This is a genomic window from Pseudoduganella sp. RAF53_2 (genome assembly GCF_052113985.1).
GTDB lineage: Bacteria > Pseudomonadota > Gammaproteobacteria > Burkholderiales > Burkholderiaceae_D > Rugamonas.
In genome coordinates this window covers 1-18,778 of record NZ_JBFRDW010000139.1, presented here as the reverse complement: position 1 = coordinate 18,778, position 18,778 = coordinate 1, and the positions used below count along the sequence as shown (strand labels likewise).

The following is an 18,778-nucleotide window of genomic DNA, read 5'->3' as shown; positions in this document are numbered from 1 at the left end:
CCTGGGAACGCATCGAACTGACCATGCCTTACGTGGTCAAAAAGAACGGCAGCCGCACCGAGTTCGCCAACTCCAAACTGCGTGACAGCCTGATGCTCGCATTGCGCAAGCGTCCCGTGGCTGCGGAGTCGGTCGATAAGGYGATTGCGTCGATCGAAGAAAAGCTGCTCACCTCCGGCCAGCGTGAAGTCGATTCGGGTTACATCGGCGAGCTGGTGATGCAGGAGCTGCAGCGCCTGGATAAAGTGGCCTATATCCGCTTCGCATCCGTCTACAAGAATTTCGAAGACCTGGCTGAATTCCAGGACGCAATTGAAAAAGTCGAACGCAAGCCGCGTTGACAAATTCTGGCCGGAAATTTTCGGCAAACTCCATTTGATTTGATCTGGCTCAACCGGGTCCCGCCACTGCTGGCTAACTTGAACAGCAGGGGAGGGCTTCGTCATGCGCAAAGCTGCCGCTGGATTTACGCTGGTCGAGGTGCTGGTGGCCGTATTGGTGCTGGCGCTGGGGATGATTGGTGGCGTGGCGATGCAGCTGCATGCCATGCGCACGCGTTACGAGTCGGCGCAGCTGTCGCGCGCGGTGCAGATGGCGGCGGCGATGGCGGACCGCATCCGCGCCAATGCGGCGCAGGTGTCGGCGTACACGGGCTTTGATTTCGATTCCGCCACCGAGCCGCATCCTGTTGCGCACAGCGCGTGTGCCGATGAGGCTTGCAGCAGCGCTGAGCTGGCCGATGCGGAGCTTGATGGCCTGAGGCGTGACGTTGCGCACCAGTTCGGCAATGGCCGCGCGCGCATTTGCCGCGATGCGCAGATCTGGCAGGGCAAGCGCCTGCGCTGGGATTGCTCCGGTGGCGCGGGCGCGCCGCTCGTTATCAAGATCGGCTGGCGCGCAAAGAATCCGGATGGCACGCCGCATCAGTATGGCGCAGGCGAGTTCTCGCCGGGCGTCGCGATCTCGGTCGCCGCCATGCCAGGAGCCGCGCCATGACCCGCGCAACGCCTCGCGCGATGCGTGCGACGGTGCTTCGCCAGCGCCAGTGTGGCTTCGGCCTCGCCGAGGCCATGATCGCTGCCGCGCTCAGCCTGTTCCTGACACTGGTCGCCTCGACCATGCTAATCGCCGCCAACGCGAACTATCTGAACACCGGCGCGGCTTCGCGCGTTGACGACAGTGGCCGCTTTGCGCTGGCCATCATCGGCCAAGCCGTGCGGCAAGCCGGATATGGCGACAGCGATACCGCCGCATTTGCAGGCCTCGACGCGGCAAGCATCAAAGAAAACACCTCCGCAATCGACGAGCCGCAGCCAGCGATAAACGGCAGCGACGTGCTGCTGGTTCACTTCGCCGGCAGCGCGGACGGCGCCATGGTCAACTGTGCGGGCTTTGAAGAAGCCGGCCCGCACGCCTGGAGCATTTTCTATGTCGGCAAGGCAGCCGATGGCGAGGCAGAGCTGCGCTGCAAATACAAAGGCGCCAGCAACTGGGCTGCCGACGCCATCGTGCGCGGCGTGGACAGCTTCCAGCTGCTCTATGGCCTCGACACGGACGAGCCGCAGGATGGCATTCCCAATCGTTACCTCACCGCCGACGCCATCAACGCGATGGACGCTGCGACTGCGGCTGCCGGCACGCCGAAGTCAAATTGGCGGCGCGTGGCTTCTGTGCGCGTGGCCTTGCTGCTGCACGGAGAATTCGGCTCGCGTCCCGGCGGTCCCCCGATGCATTACGCGTTGTTTGAGGGCGGGCCTGTGGTGGACGAGGCCTCGCTGCCAACCCCGCTGCAACGGCGCGCACGGCGCGTGTTCACGGCGACGTATGCCGTGCGCAACCGCCAGGGAGGCTGACATGATGCGGCGGCGCGAGCGCGGCGTGGCGTTGCTGGTGACCTTGCTATTGCTGGTCGCAGTGCTGCTGCTGGGCGCATCAGCGTCCACCATGGCGCTGCTCAGCGAAAAGTCCGCGCGCGCCGAGYGCGACCGGCTGATTGCGTTTCAAGCTGCGGAGGATGGACTCATGGATGCAGAACGCGACATCGAAACCGCCCGCGTCAGCGTAGTGCCCGCGGCGACTGAGACGCCACCTGCCGCGCAGCCACGCGCCACCCCAGTCGGCGCGCTTGGCGCCGGGCCCGGAGACGCCGCGCCATACAGCGCACCGCCCGCCGCGACTGGCGGCGAGCCTGCGCCGTCTGGTGCGGCGCCGGCGTGGCAGGTGGTGGATTTGGCGGGCGGTGACTCGGTGCCGTTTGGCGCGCTGTCGGGGGCGGGGATGGAAACGGGGCAGGGGATGCAGCCGTTCAAGCGTCCGCGCTATTTTGCTGAGCGGCTGGCACGGGCTGGCGGCGGATTCTATTACCGCGTGACGGTGATGGGCTTTGGAACGCGTCCAGACAGCGAAGTCGTGCTGCAGACAACCTATCGCCGCATCGCCGACGGTGGCGCCGGCCGCCAAAGCTGGCGCGAAATCGCCAACTGGCGCGAACTGCACGCCGCCGCGCATGGCGAGGACAAGCCGTGAACGCCGCCGAGCGCGGCCTGTCGCTGCTGGAAACCCTGGTGGCGGTGGCCATCTTCGCGCTGCTGGCCGCCGTCGCCATGCCGGTTTTCACTGACGCGATGATTGCCGCGCGCCGCGCCGAAGCGCAAGGCGTCATGGAAGAGCTGATGCAGCAGCAAGAACGCTACTTCACGCAAGCCAACACCTACATCGCCTTCAACGCCGGCAGCGCCACCGGCGAAGCGAAGCAATTCCGCTGGTGGTCGGGGCGCTCGCCGCCCGGCAGCGGCTACGAGCTGGAAGGCAAAGCCTGCGACAACGACGACATCGCCAACTGTATCCAGCTCATCGCCAAGCCCRGCACCGCGCTGGTCGACAACCACTTCAAGGACCCGCAATGCGAACAACTGACCCTGACCAGCACCGGCCAGCGCACCGCCAGCGGTCCCGCGGCGTCTCGCTGCTGGAAGTGATGATGGTGCTGGTCATCGTCTCCATCATGGCCAGCTCAGCAATGCCGGATATGCGCCGCAGCATCGACGGCTACCGTCTGCGCGCGGCCGCCGCCGACCTGATGGCCGCCATTCAGGAAACGCGTGCCCAGGCCATCGCCAGTGGCCAGATCGTCAGCCTGCTGCCCAAAAACGGCGACTGGCAGCAGGGCTGGACCATCGTCATCGACCGCAACGCCAACCGCCAGCTTGACGCTGATGAACCGCCGCTGATGTCGCACCGCGCCCTGCCCAAAGAGACGCTGGTGAGCTTCCATTTCACCGATCAAACGGCCCCGTCCTACATTGCTTATAATTCTGCTGGACGCAGCTGCCGTTCCGGGCACAGCAAGGCCGCCAATTTTGGCACCCTGTCGCTGGCGCTGGGAGAGCAGAAGCGCACTATCAAGATCAATATGCTGGGCCGGGTGCGCATGTGCGATCCGGACCGCGAATCGTCCTGCTGAACATATGCGAATCAATAGTGACCTGGAAGGCATGCAACTCGCGCTCCAATGGGCGGAGAAAGGCCTGTATACGACCTCTCCGAACCCGCGCATCGGCTGCGTGATCGTGCGCGACGGCGAAGTGATCGGCGAGGGCGTAACCCAGCCCGCAGGCCAGGACCACGCTGAAATCCAGGCAATGAAAGATGCCCAGCGCCGCGGCCATGACGTACGCGGCGCGACCGCCTATGTGACGCTGGAACCTTGCAACCACCATGGCCGCACGCCGCCATGCTCGGAGGCGCTGGTGCGCGCTGGACTGGGCCGCGTGGTAGCGGCGATGGAAGATCCCAATCCGCTGGTGGCAGGGCAGGGCATGGCCAGGCTGGCCGCTGCCGGCATCCAGACCGCGACCGGCCTGCTGGCCGATGAGGCCCACGAGATGAATATCGGCTTCTTCAAGCGCATGAAGACAGGCTTGCCCTGGGTGCGCATGAAGGTTGCCGCCAGCCTGGATGGCATGACAGCCCTGCATAACGGCAAAAGCCAGTGGATCACCGGCCCTGCGGCGCGTGCCGACGGCCACGCATGGCGCGCCCGTACCTGCGCCATCCTGACCGGCATCGGCACCGTCAAGGCCGACGACCCGCAGCTGAATGTGCGCGAAGTGCAGACGCCGCGCCAGCCGCGCCGCATCGTCATCGACAGTAAACTTGAAATCAGCCCATCCGCCCGCATTCTTGAAGGCGGCGGTACGCTGATCGTCGCAGCTGCGCATGACGCGGAAAAGGAAGCCGCCCTGCGCGACAAAGGCGCCGAGATCATCGTGCTGCCGAACGCGCACGGCAAGGTCGAACTGCCGGAACTGATGCGCGAGCTGGGCCGCCGCCAGATCAACGAACTGCACGTGGAAGCCGGCACCAAATTGAATGGCTCGCTGATCCGCGAAGGCTGCGTCGATGAGCTGCTGGTCTATCTCGCGCCCATGCTGATCGGCGACGCGCAAGGCATGTTCTCGCTGGCCGCGCTGGAAGACCTGAGCGGCGCCAGGCGTTTGAAATTCCATGAGGTGAAGCAGATCGGCGACGATTTGCGTATCCTTGCCCGATTCAACTCTCAATAAAGATCACTATGTTTACTGGAATCGTAGCCGCTGTCGGCAAAATCAAAAGCGTCACCCCGCTGGCTGGCGGCGCTGATGCAGGCGTGCGCCTGGACGTGGATGCAGGCGGCCTGCCAATGGCCGACGTGGGCCTGGGTGATTCGATCGCCCTGAACGGTGCCTGCATGACGGTGGTGGAGAAGACCGATACCGGCTTCACCGTCGACGTGTCGCGCGAAAGCCTGAACAAGACCGTGGGACTGGACACCACCACGGAAGTGAACCTGGAAAAAGCGCTGACCCTGGCCGAGCGCCTGGGTGGCCACCTGGTTTCCGGCCACGTCGACGGTCTGGGCGTGGTGCGCAAGTTTGAACCGGTCGGCGAATCGCACGAACTGGTGATTGAAGCGCCGCGCGAGCTGGCCAAATACCTTGCTTACAAAGGCTCGGTGGTGGTGAATGGCGTGTCGCTGACCGTCAACCGCGTGAACGACACGGCGAGCGGCTGCGAGTTCTCGATCAACCTGATTCCGCACACCGTGCAGGTCACCACGCTGAAGCACATGAAGGCTGGCGGCAAGGTCAATCTGGAGATCGACCTGATCGCCCGCTATGTGGAACGAATGCTGTCGGCAGGCACTAAGTAACACCTTGATACATAGCTACACAATCGGTTTCATAACAATATATTTCAGTCCCGATACGGTCACCTGATTGTCATATTGGATTGCAAGAATGCCCAGCGTTCCTCCGGCATGAGGCCGTTGGAATTCATCCTTCAGCATTCATGCAATCCAATAAGGGACTATCATGCCGAGCCTTCGGACTGTTGCAACCAAAAAGAACCTAAGCCTGACCGCGATCGCGGCCGCCACAGCGATGATCGCCGCTTGCGGCAGCAGTAACGACGACAGCRCACCTCCACAGACTTCCACCACGCCGCCTTCCGTCACCATGGCCGGTGTGGTTGCCGCCTCCGGCTTTGTCCCTGGCAGCGCCACTGACCCGACCATCAAGGCCGGCTACTATGCGGGCGCCATGGTCTGTATCGATGCCAATAACAACGGCAAGTGCGACGCCTCCGAAAACCCGGTCACCACCGACGCCAAAGGCGCTTTCTCGCTGTCGGCCGCCGCCGTCGGCCCACTGCTGGCGGACATCGGCACCAGCGCCACCAACACCGCCACTGGCAACAAGGTCGCCAGCCGGCTGGTGTTGCGCGCTGTCGCTGCACAGGTGACGGAGCAGGGCGCCGCTGTTGTCATCAGCCCGCTGTCGAGCGACGTGGCGCGCGCCATGGAAGCGAATAGCAGCGACTACCCGACCGAAAAAGCCAACCTGGCCGCGCGCCTGGGCGTGCCCGCCGCGAACGTGCTGGGCGATGCGAGCACCGTCAGCGATGCAGCTGCGCAAAGCGCCATGCTGTTCGAGTCGAACGCGCTGACCAACCGCTTTACCTATGCGATCACTAAGCTCGACCGCGGCGATCTGTATCCGGACGCACTGGCTGTAGCGGGCGGCGATCCCGGCCTGAAGGGACTGGCAGGCGTGACCGCTGCGACGGCCACCACGGCTGCCGACACCCGCGCGCCGATCACCTTCCTGCAGTCGCAGCAGGCCGCCTTCAACATCGAAGGCATTCCGCGCTACGACCACGTGTTCATCATCATGCTGGAAAACAAGGCCACGTCGTCGATCCTGAATTCGCCGTTCGCGCCGAAGATCAACGGCTATCTGCAGGCCGGCAACCAGCTGACCAGCTACTTCGCGACCGGCAATCCGAGCGAGCCGAACTACACTGCCATTGGCGGCGCCGACGACTTCGGCATCACCGACGACAGCCAGTGGAACTGCGACGCCACCGGCGCCAACGCTCCGCAGGACTTGCCGCTGCCGGACAACACCCAGCCTGGCCTGGCCAAGTCGCCATTCGCCGCCAACTGCACCCAGGCTTCCGGCGTGAACCACAATATCGTCGGCAAGCCTAATCTGTTTACCGCGCTGAGCTCGATGGGCCTGAACTGGCGCACCTATAGCGAGTCCATGAACCCAGGCCAGGACGCGCGCATCGACAGTGTGGGTGATGCCGCCGTCACCGCGACCGACAATGTGTACGCACCGGGCACCGTCGGTGGCAACGCTGCCGCCATCGGCACGCCAGGCCTGGTGCTGCCGCTGCCGGGCCAGCTGTACCGCACCAAGCACCATCCGGGCATGGCTTACCAGAACGTGCGCAGCGCGCCTGAGTTCAAGTTCAGCAACCGCACCATGGGCGGCGGCCAGTGGGACGCCAACCTGAAGAACAGCACCGACTATGCGATCCCTGCCAACTACGACTATGACCAGCTGGGCACCGACCTGGCCAGCGGCCACGTCGGCGCGATCAACTTCCTGGTGCCGGACCAGTGCGATGACATGCACGGCGTGACCGTTACCGGCACCCTGCCGGGCAGCGCGACCGCAATCAAGGCCAGCGATTGCAGCTCGGTTGCCAACAACGTGCCGAACGCCACCGGTGGCGCCATCATCACCCGCGGCGACAACTACGTCGACAAGATCGTCAAGCAGATCCAGGCATCGCCGCTGTGGAAGAACCGCCAGAAGAACGTCGCCATCGTCCTGATGTTCGACGAAGGCAATGCCACCGCGGGCTTCAATTCCTGCTGCGGCTGGAATCCGGGCAACAGCACGGTCGCCAACCCGCTCAAGAAGAACGCCGACGGCACCTGGGCAGTCGACACCACGGTGCACGGCTACACTTCGGGTAACCGTGGCCACGGTCAGAGTGTATTCGGCATCCTGAGCAACCAGCCGAACGCACCGACCGGCATCAAGGATAGCGACGCCTACAGCCACTTCTCCTTCAACCGTACGCTGCAGGATATGTTCCAGCTGGCCGACCCGGCGGTCGACAGCTCCTACATGAACCGCTCCAAGTACACCGAGAAGTTCATCGCGGCCAACATCCTGAACCTGCCGGAATACGCAGGCAGCGCCGATACGCACTTTGACTCCGTACGTCCGACCAACCACGCTTTCGTGGCGCCGGCATCGTACACCCAGAAGCAGTCGGCAGACGTGAGCACCACGGCACAGGTGGGTCCGGATGCGAGCCAGACCAATGTCTGGGCCTTGCACAAGTAAGCGCATCAGTCGCACGTAGTCTCGACAAGGGCCGATCGGCGATCGCGCCCTTGTTCCGTATTTAGCGCAAGACCAGCGAGAGCTATTTTGAACAAGAGAATCATGATTGGCCGTGCCGTCCTGGCCCTGTGTGCCTGCGCAGTATTGGCCGTGCTGTACTCCTGCGGCGGCAGCGAGCCTGCTGCGAATGTCACTTCCAGCACCGGCACCGGCCCGGCTGCGCCGACCGCCCCGGTTACATCCGCCAGCTCGTCGCTGAGTCTGGCCGCGCAAGTGGGGCAGAAGCTGTTCTTCGACACCAGCCTGTCCGGCTCCGGCAAGCAATCCTGCGCCAGCTGCCACGATCCTGCCTACGCCTATGGCCCGCCCAACAATCTGGCGGTGCAATTGCGCCCGGTCCCRGCGGCGGCTTTACCTGGGATGGCCGGGCCGGCACGCTGGCCGAACAAGCGGTCATCCCATTGCTCGATCCACACGAAATGGCCAATGCCAGCGGCGCCGACGTGGTCGCCAAGGTGAAGGCCGCTTCGTATGCGCCCTTATTCCTGCAGGCCTACGGCGCCAACGCCTTTGATGATCCGGCGGCAGCCTTCAAGAACGTCGCGGCCGCGCTGCAAGCCTTCCAGCTGGAAGACGTCAGCTTCCATCCCTTCAGCAGCAAATTTGATCTGTATGCCGGCAACAAGATTGGCGGCAGCCTGACGCCTGCCGAAACACGCGGCCTGAAGCTGTTCTCCGATCCCAACAAGGGCAACTGCGCCTCATGCCACTACCAGGGCGCGGGCCTGAACGGCAGCTCGGCACTGTTCACCGATTTTTCCTACGAGGCGATTGGCGTGCCGCGCAACGCGGGCATTCCCGCCAATGCCAACGCGGCCTTCATCGACATGGGCGTGTGCGGTCCCTTGCGCGGCGATCATCTGCCAGTCAAGCCCAATGCGGACAACCAGTTCTGCGGCATGTTCAAGACGCCGACCTTGCGCAACGTCGCGACGCGCGGCGCCTTCTTCCACAATGGCGTGATCCATTCGCTGGAGCAGGCGATCCGCTTCTACAACACGCGCGACACCAATCCGGAGATCTGGTATCCGACCGTGGGTGGCACGCCAAAAGCCGGGCCGGATRCGGACTTCCCTATGTATGGCCTGATCACCACGCAATACGCAGGCGGCGCCGTGCAGAAGTTCGATGATCTGCCGGCCGCGTACCGCGTCAACATCGACACCCAGATGCCGCTCGACGGCCGCAAACCCGGCAGCACGCCGCCGCTGACCGAGGGCGACATCGCCGACCTGGTCTGCTTCCTCAAGACGCTGACGGACGGCTATCAGGCATCCAGCCAGCCGGCCAGCGGCCCTTGCACCAATTAATTTTTGAGAACCACCATGAAAAACATCACCATCGTCGCAACCATTGCCGCGCTGGCCACCTTGGCCGGCTGCAGCAACGACAAGGCACTGAACCAGGTCAATATCGACAAGGCCATGCAAACCTATCTGGCCCAGCGCGGCGATCTGTGCCTGGCCAAGAGCAGCTGGCCGATCGACGTCACCGAGGCCGAAAGCGGCACCGGCTCGCGCAACGGCGTGCAAATGCCGGTGCTGGAAAAAATTGGGCTGGTGAGCAGCAGCGGCGCCATGGGCGAGCGCAAGGACGACGACGGCAACGTGACACAAGTGCCGGTGCGGCGTTATGCATTGACCGAGGAGGGCAAGAAATACTATCTGGCCCGCGCCCCGCATAAACATGAAGTCGAAAGCCGCTATGCCACTGCGCCGCACGACTTCTGTGCCGTCAAGCTGACGCTGGACCACGTAGTGGGCTGGGAGATGCCGAAGCGCCCGGACGGCAGCAGCGGCGGCGAAGCGGTGGTGACGTACACCTATCAGGTCAAGCCCGCAGCCTGGGCCATGAATGAAGATGTACGCCGCGTATTTCCGATGGTGGACAATATTATCCGCGGCGCCGGCACCATGCAGCTGAAAGAATCGCTGGTGCTGACGGAGGCTGGCTGGGAGGCCAGGGATCTCTGATGGCCAACCGCATCCAATTCAAGCCGGAGCTGCGCGACTGGCTCCTGCACAATCTTGACCGCGGCATTCCGCCGGCGCCGCTGGTACGCATCATGTGCGAGCAGGGTTTCGACGCGGCCACCGCCGGCGATCTGGTGCTTGTGTTCTGGTGGTCGCGCGCGATGGGCATTGCGCCGCCGGCCGATTGCATCGAACCGGAGCAAGTGGCTGCGGCGCGCTATCGCTACGAGCCGCAGCGCATCAGAAGCGGCAATGATATGACGATCGACGGCCAGCGCATCCGTCTGGCGCTGCAGCTGGAACAGCCGCAGGTGACGCTGCTCGATGATGTCTTCAGTGCCGCTGAATGCGAGGAGCTGATGGCGCTGGCGCAGCCGCGTTTGCGGCCGTCAACCATTGTCGATCCGCTGACCGGCAAGGATACGGTCAGCGCGGCGCGCTCCAGCGAAGGCATGTTTTTCAGGCTGGCCGAATCGCCACTGATCAAGCGTCTCGATGCCCGCTTATCCAGTTTGATGAATCTGCCGATGGAAAACGGCGAAGGCTTGCAGGTGCYGCGTTATCGCGGCGGCGAACAGAGTGTTCCGCATTACGACTTCCTGATGGCGAACAATCCCGCCAACGTGGCTTCGCTGGCACGTAGCGGGCAGCGCGTCAGCACACTGATTGTCTACCTCAATGATGTGAAGGAGGGCGGCCAGACCGTGTTCCCTGAAACAGGGTTGGCGGTCACGCCGCGTCAGGGCTGTGCACTGTATTTTGAATACTGCAACAGCGCCGGGCAGCTTGACCCGCAGTCGCTGCACGCGGCGCTGCCCGTACTGGCCGGCGAAAAGTGGATCGTCACGAAATGGATGCGCCAGCGGCGTTATGTGCCTGCTTCGCCTGGCGTCCAATCGGGGCTGTAACCGCCCAGCGTGGGGTGATACATTTCGTCGCCGGTGTGCTGGGTGAACTCCACGTTGAGGCGATCCTCGCGCAGGCCGAGGATGTCGATACAGAGTGCGCATAAGGCTTTCGCCACTTCCATGCGCAACTCTGGCGGGCGGCCTTTGCGGATGTCCAGCATCATCACGGACACCGGTTCCGGCTCTCCGCCTTCCTCGGTAATCCGCCACACGCCGCCATCGCCCAGTTCACGGATGGCGACGCTGATGCGGCGGATATCGACCGACATCATCTTCGCGTAGGTCTCGCTCATTTTCGCGGCCAGCAGCTTTTTGGCTTCGACCGGATAATGGCCATTCACATCGAGTTGCAGATAGGGCATCGAGACCTCCAGAAGTAACCGCGATCAGGCGCGCGGAGCGCCCAAGTATACCCCGCGCTCAGCGCGCAAGCCCATGCGGACCTGGCGGGCCGTTTCATCGGCCAGCACCTCATCCTCACCCGCTGCCAGCGCGGCGTAGATGGCGTCGGCGACATCTTCCGGCTTGGCTTTAGCAGCCTCGATKCCTGCGGTCATGTCGGTATCCATATAACCCATGTGGGCGCCCAGCACTTGCGTGTTCTGCGCCGCCAGTTCGCCGCGCAGGCCGTTGGTGATGGCCCAGGCAGCCGCTTTCGAGGTGCTGTAGGTGCCGGTGGTCGGCAGGCTCACCCAGCTCAGGGCGGACAGAATATTGATGATCGCGCCGCCGCCGTTCTTCTTCAGGGTTGGTGCGAAGGCTTTGCTGACCAGCAGGGGGCCGACGGCATTGGTCTCGAATTCGGCGCGCAGCTGCTCGACGCTGTCTTCAGCAGTCACCGGGCTGCCGCGCGAAATGCCGGCGTTGTTGATCACCACGGTCACGTCGCCCAGATCGCGGGCCAGGGCTGCCACGCTGGCCGGATCGGTCACATCCAGCTGAACCGGGTTCACGCCGGCCAAGGTGACGGATTTAGGGTCGCGTGCGGCGCCATAGACTTTGCTTGCACCCGCTGCAATTGCTTGTTTGGCAAGCGCCAGGCCCAGGCCGCGGTTAGCACCAGTGATCAGTACGACGGAATTCTTGATATTCATTTAAGGCTCCCAGAGGTTTGTTTAAATGACGGGCGTCATCCATTGACCTTAATGATAGCGATCGCAATTAATAAGTCAAGAAAAAATTTAGGGGGCAGATCTGACCCGTGTGGGGCGGCGGGTTAGCCGGTGCGGCGGGTGGTGGGGGATTCGCGCTGGTGGTCGGCTTCGGCGAAGGCGGCGCGGACGACGGCTTTCAGGTCTTCGTCGTCCCAGGGCTTGCTCAGGAATTTCCAGACGGCGCCGCGATTGATGGCGTCCTTGATCGCATCCAGGTCTGCATAGCCGGACAGTACCATCCGCACCGTCTGCGGATACAGCTCCCGCGCCCGCGCCAGGAATTCCGTGCCGCTGATTTCCGGCATGCGCTGGTCGGCGATCACGACTTGCACATCGTTCGCAGCCAGCAGTTCGAGCGCCTCCCGCGCATTGGTGGCGATCAGGATGCGGTAGCCTTCGCGCCGGAACAGGCGCACCAGCGAGTACAGCACGTTCTGCTCGTCGTCCAGCAGCAGCAGGGTGCGGTTGGGCAGTAGCGGCACGACGTCATGCTGCAAGGTGCGCTGTTCGCGCAGCAGGCCGGCCAGACCCTCGGCGGGGAGGGCGGGACTGAACAGGAAGCCCTGGATCTTGTCGCAGCCGATATTGCGCAGGAAGTTCAGTTGGCCCATGGTTTCCACGCCTTCCGCCACCACGGTCAGTTTCAGGCCGTGCGCCAGCGCGATGGTGGCCTGGGCGATGGCTGCGCTGCGCGGTTCGCTGGTGATGTTGCGGATGAAGCCCTGGTCGATCTTCAGCTTGTCCAGCGCGAAGCGGGACAGGTAGCCCAGCGAGGAATAGCCGGTGCCGAAATCGTCGAGTGCAATCGTCACGCCGATCTTGGCCAGTTCATTCAGCTGCAGCTGGGTGTATTCGCTGTCCTGCATCATCACGCTTTCGGTCAGCTCCAGCTCCAGGTAGCGCGCTTCCAGGCCGCTGCGTTCCAGCGCATGGCGCACTACTTGCGGCAGATCGCCCGCTGCAAACTGGCGCGCTGACACGTTCACGGCAACCGGATGCGGCGACAAGCCGGCGTCATGCCAGACTCTGTTCTGCAGACAGGCCTGCTCGATCACCCAGCTGCCGATGCTGAGAATCAGGCCAGTGTCCTCGGCCAGTGGAATGAAGTCGGCAGGCGATACCGGCCCCAGTTCCGCGCTATTCCAGCGCAGCAGGGCTTCCATACCATTCACGCGCCCATCGACCAGCGACACTTGCGGCTGATAGTGCAGCGCCAGTTCGTTGCGCTCGATCGCCCGCCGCAGTTGATTTTCCAGCGCGACCCAGCGCACGGCATGGGTGTTCATCTCAGTGGTGAAGAAGTGGAAGCTGTTGCGGCCACTGTCCTTGACGTGGGACAGCGCCACATCCGCGCCTACCAGCAAGGCGCCCGGCGTATTGCCGTCGCGCGGATAGAGGCTGATGCCGATGCTGGCGGTGACGATCACGTCGTGCCCATCCACCTGCGTGGGCTGCGACAGTTGCTCCAGCAGGCGCCGCGCGGCCACGATCACATCGTCGATGTCCTGGCAGCGCGTGAGTACCAGCGCGAATTCGTCGGAGCCCAGATGGGCCAGCGTATCGCCCGGCGCCACGATCAGGTTGACGCGCTGGGCCAGTTTCTTCAGCAGGGCATCGCCCGCCTGGCGTCCAAAGGCGTCGTTGATGCGCTGCAGACGGTCCACATTGAACAGCAGCAGCGCCACCATGTCGCCATTGTGGCCGGCCGTGCTCATGGCCAGTTGCAGGCGGTCGTTCAGCAGATTGCGGTTGGGGAGCAGGGTCAGTGCATCGTGCGTGCTGAGGAAGTCCAGCTGGTGGTGGGCTTCCTTCAAATCGCTGATGTCGGTCGACACCGATACGTAGGCGTTGATCTGCCCATTCTCGCCGCGCACGGCGGTAATGCTCATGCGCTTGGGGTAAACCTGGCCATTCTTGCGACGGTTCCAGATTTCGCCGTTCCATTGGCCCTGGCGCAGCAGGCAGTCCCAGATATCGCGGTAGAAATCAGCATCATGCCGGCCCGAACGCAGCAGGCGCGGGTTCTTGCCTTGCACTTCCTGCTCGCTGTAGCCCGTGATTTTTTCGAAGGCCGGATTGACGGCGATGATATTGGCCTGCGCATCCGTGATCATGATGCACTCTTGCGTGTTGTCGAACACCTGGGCCGACAGCCGCAGGCGCTCTTCCAGCGCGCGGCGCACGGTGGTGTCGCGCAGGATGGCGGTGAACAGCTGCGCGCCTTCCAGGTCCACCATGGACAGCGCCAGCTCGGCGCAGAACTCCTCGCCGCTGCGCTTGCGGCAGAACAGCTCCACAATGCGCCCGCTGTACAAACGTTCCTGGGTCTGGCGATAGCGCTGCACGCGGTGCATATGTTCGGCCTTGGAGCGTTCGGAGATCAGTACGGTGACTTCCTTGCCGAGCATTTCTTCTTCCGTGTAGCCGAACATGGCTTCCGCCGCAGCATTAAACTGCAGCACGCGCTGTTCGACGTCGAGGCCGATGATGGCGTCCGGCGCCGATTCCGTCATGGCGCGGTAGCGCGCTTCGCTGCTTTTCAGGGCGGCGTCGGCCAGCTTGCGCGCGTTCGCTTCCAGCTGCAGCTGCGCGGCATGGCGCTGCACGGTGGCGTACAGCGTGCTGTTTTCGTAGGCCACGGCAAGCTGCGCCGCCATCATCTGGATGATCTGGCCGTCTTCGGTGAAGAAGCGTTCGGCGTCGCGCCGATTGGCCACGTACAGCCAGCCGAAGAGATGGACGTTGTCATGTACCGCCACGCCCAGCATGCTGCGCGTGTGCGGATGGCCGGGCAGGGCAGGTGGCGGCGCGCTGTTTTCGCCGCCCAGGCTCAGCGGGGTGCGCGCCGCCAGCAGGGTGTTGGGGAAGGCGGATTCGTTCAGCATCGCCGTTTGCAGCACCACCGAAGGAACGCCATGCGCCTGGACGATGCAGGCGTTTTCGCTGACGGGATCGAGCAGGCACAGCGCCGCGATTTCGGCCTCCATGATATCGGCCGCGGCCTCGCAGAACAGGCGCGCCATTTCGGTCACGTCGCGTTCGTCCTGCAGGCGCAGGCTGAGTTGCAACAGAGCCGCCATGCGTTCCAGTGCACTGCGTGCGCCGGTGCGGCCGGGGTCCGGCGCCAGCACGGCAGGTGGCGGCGCCGCGGTGGACTTCCAGTCGCCGAGTTCGAGCGCCACCGCATCAAGGATGGCTTGCGGGTCTGAGGGCTTGGGCAGCACGGTGCGTACGCCGCAGCTGGTGGCCATGGCGCGCATCTCGGCCATCGAATAGGTGGCGCTGAAGAAAATCACCGGGGTGTCCTTCAATTCGGGCGTGGCGCGCAGGCGCTGCACGAATTCGTAGCCGTCCATGGTCGGCATCAGGATGTCGGTAATGACCAGGTCGGGCCGGTGCTCCAGGGCCGATTGCAGAGCCTGGGCGCCATCTGTGGCCTGCAACAGGTTGTGCGGGGTGAAACTGAGCAGAGTCAGCAGATAATCCCGGTTGCTGGGGCGGTCATCGACGATCAGGATGGTTGCCATAGTGCGCTAAGGTAATGATCCCTGTTGATTGATGCTACTCCGCCGCCATGACCGCAGGCGCACGGCTGTCCCATGATAAGACCTCTTGCTTTGCACACCTATTTGTTTCTTGGTGACCTATTTATTTTGACAATCTTTATTGCATCAAAGGGTAGAGGTTCGGCTGAGCGCTCCCAAATCCTTTAAAATAGCGGGTTAACAAAGAAACCTAGGGATAAAGAACATGTCTATTTCCAGCACCGAAGAAATCGTCGCCGAATTGCGCGCCGGCCGGATGGTGATCCTGGTCGATGAAGAGGATCGCGAGAACGAAGGCGATCTGGTGCTTGCCGCGGATTTCGTGACGCCGGAAGCCATCAATTTCATGATCAAGCACGCCCGTGGCCTGGTCTGCCTGACCCTGACCGAAGAGCGCTGCGACCAGCTTGAGCTGTCCATGATGACCAGCCGTAACGGCACTTCGTTCGGCACCAATTTCACCGTGTCGATTGAAGCGGCCGAAGGCGTGACCACCGGTATTTCCGCTGCTGACCGCGCCAAGACCATCCAGGTTGCCGCAGCCAAGAACGCCAAACCGTCCGACATCGTGCAGCCGGGCCACATCTTCCCGCTGCGCGCAGTGAAGGGCGGCGTGCTGATGCGTGCCGGCCATACCGAAGCCGGTTGCGACCTGACCGCGATGGCGGGCCTGACGCCGGCCTCCGTGATCTGCGAGATCGTGAAGGACGACGGCACCATGGCGCGTCTGCCGGACTTGCTGGAATTCGCGCAAGAACACAACCTGAAGATCGGCACCATCTCCGACCTGATCCACTACCGCAGCCAGAACGAGTGCATGGTGGAGCGCGTGGCCGAGCGCACCCTGCGCACCGCTTATGGCGACTTCAAGATGATCGCGTTCCGCGATACGCCAAGCGGCTCCGCCCACCTGGCGCTGGTGCACGGCGACGTGAAGCCGGGCCGCGAATCGCTGGTGCGCGTGCACCAGCCGGTATCGATCCTGGACCTGCTGGAAACCGAAACCACCACCCACTCCTGGAACGTGGCTGCGTCGCTGAAGGCGATCAAGCAGGCGGAGCAGGGCGTGATGGTGCTGCTGAATTGCGGCGAGACGGCGGAGCAGCTGTTCGGCCAGCTGGAAGCGCTGCAGAAGGACCAGCGTCCAAGCGGCCGCGCGGCCAGCATGGACCTGCGCAGCTACGGTATCGGCGCCCAGATCCTGCGCGCCGTTGGCGTCTGCAAGATGCAGCTGATGGCGAGCCCGCGCAAGATGCCATCGATGATGGGCTTCAACCTGGAAGTAACCGGCTACATGGCCAAGCCTGCCGCCTGAGCGCGGCTTAACCCACCAATCTGAAAAAGAGGACCACCATGACCGTAGGTAGCTACGAAACCAATCTGTCCGGCGAAGGCCTGCGTATCGGCATCGTGCAGGCCCGTTTCAACGAAGACGTTTGCCACGGCCTGCTGTCGGCTTGCCTGGCCGAGCTGAAGCACCTGGGCGTTGCCGATGAAGACGTGCTGCACGTGACGGTGCCGGGCGCACTGGAAATCGCGCTGGTGCTGCAGAAGATGGCCGAGTCCAACCAGTTCGACGCGCTGATCGCACTGGGCGCCGTGATCCGCGGCGAGACTTACCACTTCGAGCTGGTGTCGAACGAATCCGGCGCGGCCATCACCCGCGTGGGGCTGGACTATTCCATTCCGATCGCCAACGCCGTGCTGACCACCGAGAACGACGAACAAGCCGAAGTGCGCATGGCCGTTAAAGGCGCCGATGCGGCACGCGTGGCCGTCGAAATGGCTAACCTGTCGATCGCACTGGAAGAACTGCACCAGGATGCAGGCGACGACGAATAATTACTGTAGAGAGTTTTCAATGACTGATAAATCCGTGCACGCCAACCCGAGCAAGAACCGCACGCCGCGTCACCGCGCGCGCGAGTTCGCGCTGCAGGGCCTGTACCAGTGGCTGCTGAATAACGAAGAGTCGACCAAGGTCGTGCAGAACATCCGTGCCGCGCATGGTTTCGACAAGGCCGACGGCGAATACTTCTCCGACCTGCTGCGCGGCACCATCGCGCAATCCGTCGAGCTGCGCGAGTCCTTTGCGCCGCTGGTGGATCGCGGCGTGGCCGAATTGTCGCCGATCGAACACGCCGTGCTGCTGCTGGGCGCGTATGAGCTGAAGAACCAGCTGGAGATTCCGTACCGCGTCGTGATCAACGAAGCGGTGGAGCTGACCAAGTCCTTCGGCGGTATCGACGGCCACAAGTATGTAAACGGCGTTCTCGACAAGCTGGCAGCCCAGCTGCGCGCCGACGAAGTCGCCGCCGACAAAAAGAAATAAGCTGACCCAAATAAAAAAGCCACCGCATGCGGTGGCTTTTTTTTATGTCTGGAGCTTGCTGATTACAGGCCGGCCAGCTGTTCCGGAGTGACTTTGACCTTGTCGTTGCTGGCAACCGCAGTCGGCTGCTGTTTCGCCACTGGCGCGGCCGCGAGCATCGGGGTGATGGTCGGGACCTTCTTGCCGGCGGATACCTGCTTCAGGCGGTTGTATTCAGCCATGACGCGGGAACCGTAGCCATCGTCCGTGTCGAAGGCGCCTGCGCCCACGTAGGACTTCAGACCGGCTTCCACGGAACCGCCTTTAGCAACGTAATCCTTCAGGATCAGCGCGCCGACGCGGATATTGGCCACCGGGTTCAGCGCTGCCTGCACGCCGCCCATGTCCTGGAACTTTTCAGTGTGGACCTTGGACATCACCTGCATCAGGCCCTGTGCGCCCATTGGCGACTCGGCAAACGGGTTCAGGCCCGATTCTATGGCCATCACGGCCAGGATCAGCAGCGGGTCCAGTTTGATCTCGCGTGCCGTCAGGTAAGCGGTGGACACCAGCATATTGGTGGCATCGCCCGCCACGCGGTAACGCTTGGACAGCCAGCTGGTGACCCATTCCTGCTGCTTTTTGCTGCCCATCAGCGCCTTTTCTTCAGGCGACGGCGGGGCTTCGGCAGGAACGGCCGCCATGGCGGGCTTCACGCTCGGCGCTTCCATCAGTTCGGACAGCGGCGGCACGGTGATAACCGGTGCCGGTTCCGCAGCTGGTTCGCCGGCCAGAGCTTTGCTCAGGGACGCCGCCAGATCCGGGCGGACAAACAGTACGCCGATCATGATCAGCGCGGTGATACCAAAGATGCTCATGGTGTGATGAGCGGTGGTCAGCAGACCACGAGCCGAAATACGCGACGCAGACAGAAGCGCCGCTGGCTGGCTGGCCAGGGTGCGGGCGGCAGTGGCCAACCCAGTCAGTCGATTGTTCATAGAACTCCCCTGAAATGTAAGTCAAAAGCGTACCCGCCGCGTCGTGTCGCGGTCTTTGACGTGCCATGTCGTTACATCAGTGTTATCTTCGCCAGCCGCCGCACGTAGTGCGCTCCACAGCTGACGCCATCATTGTTTGCC

The 18,778-nt window shown here is 63.1% G+C and carries 18 protein-coding genes and 2 pseudogenes; 16 read left to right on the top strand and 4 right to left on the bottom strand.

The window, feature by feature from the left end:
* The 13 genes and pseudogenes from AB4Z11_RS10750 to AB4Z11_RS10690 form a co-directional block, all read left to right on the top strand.
* Positions 1-341 (top strand): ATP cone domain-containing protein (locus AB4Z11_RS10750; protein WP_442025237.1); only part of this gene is annotated, 341 nt, incomplete at its 5' end.
* A 103-nt stretch (positions 342-444) separates the two neighbouring features.
* Positions 445-996, top strand: coding sequence for a type IV pilus modification protein PilV (pilV, locus tag AB4Z11_RS10745; protein WP_442025235.1), 552 nt, complete (start codon positions 445-447; stop codon positions 994-996).
* Positions 993-1,853 carry a PilW family protein gene (locus AB4Z11_RS10740; protein ID WP_442025233.1) on the top strand — a complete coding sequence of 287 codons (861 nt, stop codon included), beginning with the start codon at positions 993-995 and terminating at the stop codon, positions 1,851-1,853. Before pilV ends, AB4Z11_RS10740 begins: the two co-directional genes overlap by 4 nt.
* Before the next feature lies 1 nt (position 1,854).
* Positions 1,855-2,526, top strand: coding sequence for a pilus assembly PilX family protein (locus AB4Z11_RS10735; protein WP_442025231.1), 672 nt, complete (start codon positions 1,855-1,857; stop codon positions 2,524-2,526).
* Positions 2,523-2,978: a type IV pilin protein gene (locus AB4Z11_RS10730; protein WP_442025229.1), complete on the top strand. Its 456-nt coding sequence runs from the start codon at positions 2,523-2,525 to the stop codon at positions 2,976-2,978. Before AB4Z11_RS10735 ends, AB4Z11_RS10730 begins: the two co-directional genes overlap by 4 nt.
* Positions 2,903-3,463 (top strand): GspH/FimT family pseudopilin, encoded by a 561-nt coding sequence (locus tag AB4Z11_RS10725; protein ID WP_442025227.1) that lies wholly within the window; start codon positions 2,903-2,905, stop codon positions 3,461-3,463. The genes AB4Z11_RS10730 and AB4Z11_RS10725 overlap by 76 nt, the downstream gene beginning before the upstream one ends.
* Positions 3,464-3,494: 31 nt before the next feature.
* Complete coding sequence (gene ribD / locus AB4Z11_RS10720; protein ID WP_442025225.1) at positions 3,495-4,565, top strand: bifunctional diaminohydroxyphosphoribosylaminopyrimidine deaminase/5-amino-6-(5-phosphoribosylamino)uracil reductase RibD; 1,071 nt, start codon at positions 3,495-3,497, stop codon at positions 4,563-4,565.
* 8 nt (positions 4,566-4,573) lie between these two features.
* Positions 4,574-5,191: a riboflavin synthase gene (locus AB4Z11_RS10715; protein WP_442025223.1), complete on the top strand. Its 618-nt coding sequence runs from the start codon at positions 4,574-4,576 to the stop codon at positions 5,189-5,191.
* A gap of 163 nt (positions 5,192-5,354) precedes the next feature.
* Positions 5,355-7,688, top strand: a complete 2,334-nt coding sequence (locus AB4Z11_RS10710) for a phosphoesterase (RefSeq protein ID WP_442025221.1) — start codon at positions 5,355-5,357, stop codon at positions 7,686-7,688.
* Between the two features lie 102 nt (positions 7,689-7,790).
* A pseudogene (locus tag AB4Z11_RS10705) lies at positions 7,791-8,012 on the top strand (cytochrome-c peroxidase); the annotation flags it as partial.
* Positions 7,919-9,058 (top strand): annotated as a pseudogene (locus tag AB4Z11_RS10700) (cytochrome-c peroxidase); the annotation flags it as partial. The pseudogenes AB4Z11_RS10705 and AB4Z11_RS10700, both read left to right, overlap by 94 nt.
* Positions 9,059-9,073: 15 nt before the next feature.
* On the top strand, positions 9,074-9,721 hold the full coding sequence (locus tag AB4Z11_RS10695) for a hypothetical protein (RefSeq protein ID WP_442025219.1): 648 nt from the start codon (positions 9,074-9,076) through the stop codon (positions 9,719-9,721).
* A complete protein-coding gene (locus tag AB4Z11_RS10690; protein ID WP_442025217.1) occupies positions 9,721-10,629 on the top strand; it encodes a 2OG-Fe(II) oxygenase in 909 nt (302 codons plus the stop codon). Before AB4Z11_RS10695 ends, AB4Z11_RS10690 begins: the two co-directional genes overlap by 1 nt.
* Here AB4Z11_RS10690 and AB4Z11_RS10685 read toward each other — a convergent pair.
* From AB4Z11_RS10685 to AB4Z11_RS10675, 3 genes are all read right to left on the bottom strand, one after another.
* Positions 10,590-10,991 (bottom strand): tautomerase family protein, encoded by a 402-nt coding sequence (locus AB4Z11_RS10685; RefSeq protein WP_442025215.1) that lies wholly within the window; start codon positions 10,989-10,991, stop codon positions 10,590-10,592. The genes AB4Z11_RS10690 and AB4Z11_RS10685 overlap by 40 nt on opposite strands.
* A 24-nt stretch (positions 10,992-11,015) precedes the next feature.
* Positions 11,016-11,723, bottom strand: coding sequence for an SDR family oxidoreductase (locus tag AB4Z11_RS10680; RefSeq protein ID WP_442025213.1), 708 nt, complete (start codon positions 11,721-11,723; stop codon positions 11,016-11,018).
* A 122-nt stretch (positions 11,724-11,845) separates the two neighbouring features.
* The gene (locus AB4Z11_RS10675) at positions 11,846-15,310 is read right to left on the bottom strand and encodes an EAL domain-containing protein (RefSeq protein WP_442025211.1); all 3,465 of its coding nucleotides are present in this window, start codon (positions 15,308-15,310) and stop codon (positions 11,846-11,848) included.
* Between the two features lie 223 nt (positions 15,311-15,533).
* Here AB4Z11_RS10675 and ribBA point away from each other — a divergent pair, with 223 nt between their 5' ends.
* The 3 genes from ribBA to nusB are packed head-to-tail and all read left to right on the top strand — an operon-like array spanning position 15,534 to position 17,660.
* Complete coding sequence (ribBA, locus tag AB4Z11_RS10670; RefSeq protein ID WP_442025209.1) at positions 15,534-16,643, top strand: bifunctional 3,4-dihydroxy-2-butanone-4-phosphate synthase/GTP cyclohydrolase II; 1,110 nt, start codon at positions 15,534-15,536, stop codon at positions 16,641-16,643.
* Between the two features lie 38 nt (positions 16,644-16,681).
* Complete coding sequence (gene ribH / locus AB4Z11_RS10665) at positions 16,682-17,170, top strand: 6,7-dimethyl-8-ribityllumazine synthase (protein ID WP_442025207.1); 489 nt, start codon at positions 16,682-16,684, stop codon at positions 17,168-17,170.
* 19 nt (positions 17,171-17,189) lie between these two features.
* Complete coding sequence (gene nusB / locus AB4Z11_RS10660; RefSeq protein WP_442025205.1) at positions 17,190-17,660, top strand: transcription antitermination factor NusB; 471 nt, start codon at positions 17,190-17,192, stop codon at positions 17,658-17,660.
* Positions 17,661-17,722: 62 nt separating this feature from the next.
* On the opposite strand, the gene AB4Z11_RS10655 is transcribed toward nusB, so the two are convergent.
* Positions 17,723-18,637: a transglycosylase SLT domain-containing protein gene (locus AB4Z11_RS10655; RefSeq protein WP_442025203.1), complete on the bottom strand. Its 915-nt coding sequence runs from the start codon at positions 18,635-18,637 to the stop codon at positions 17,723-17,725.
* Between the last annotated feature and the right edge of the window lie 141 nt (positions 18,638-18,778).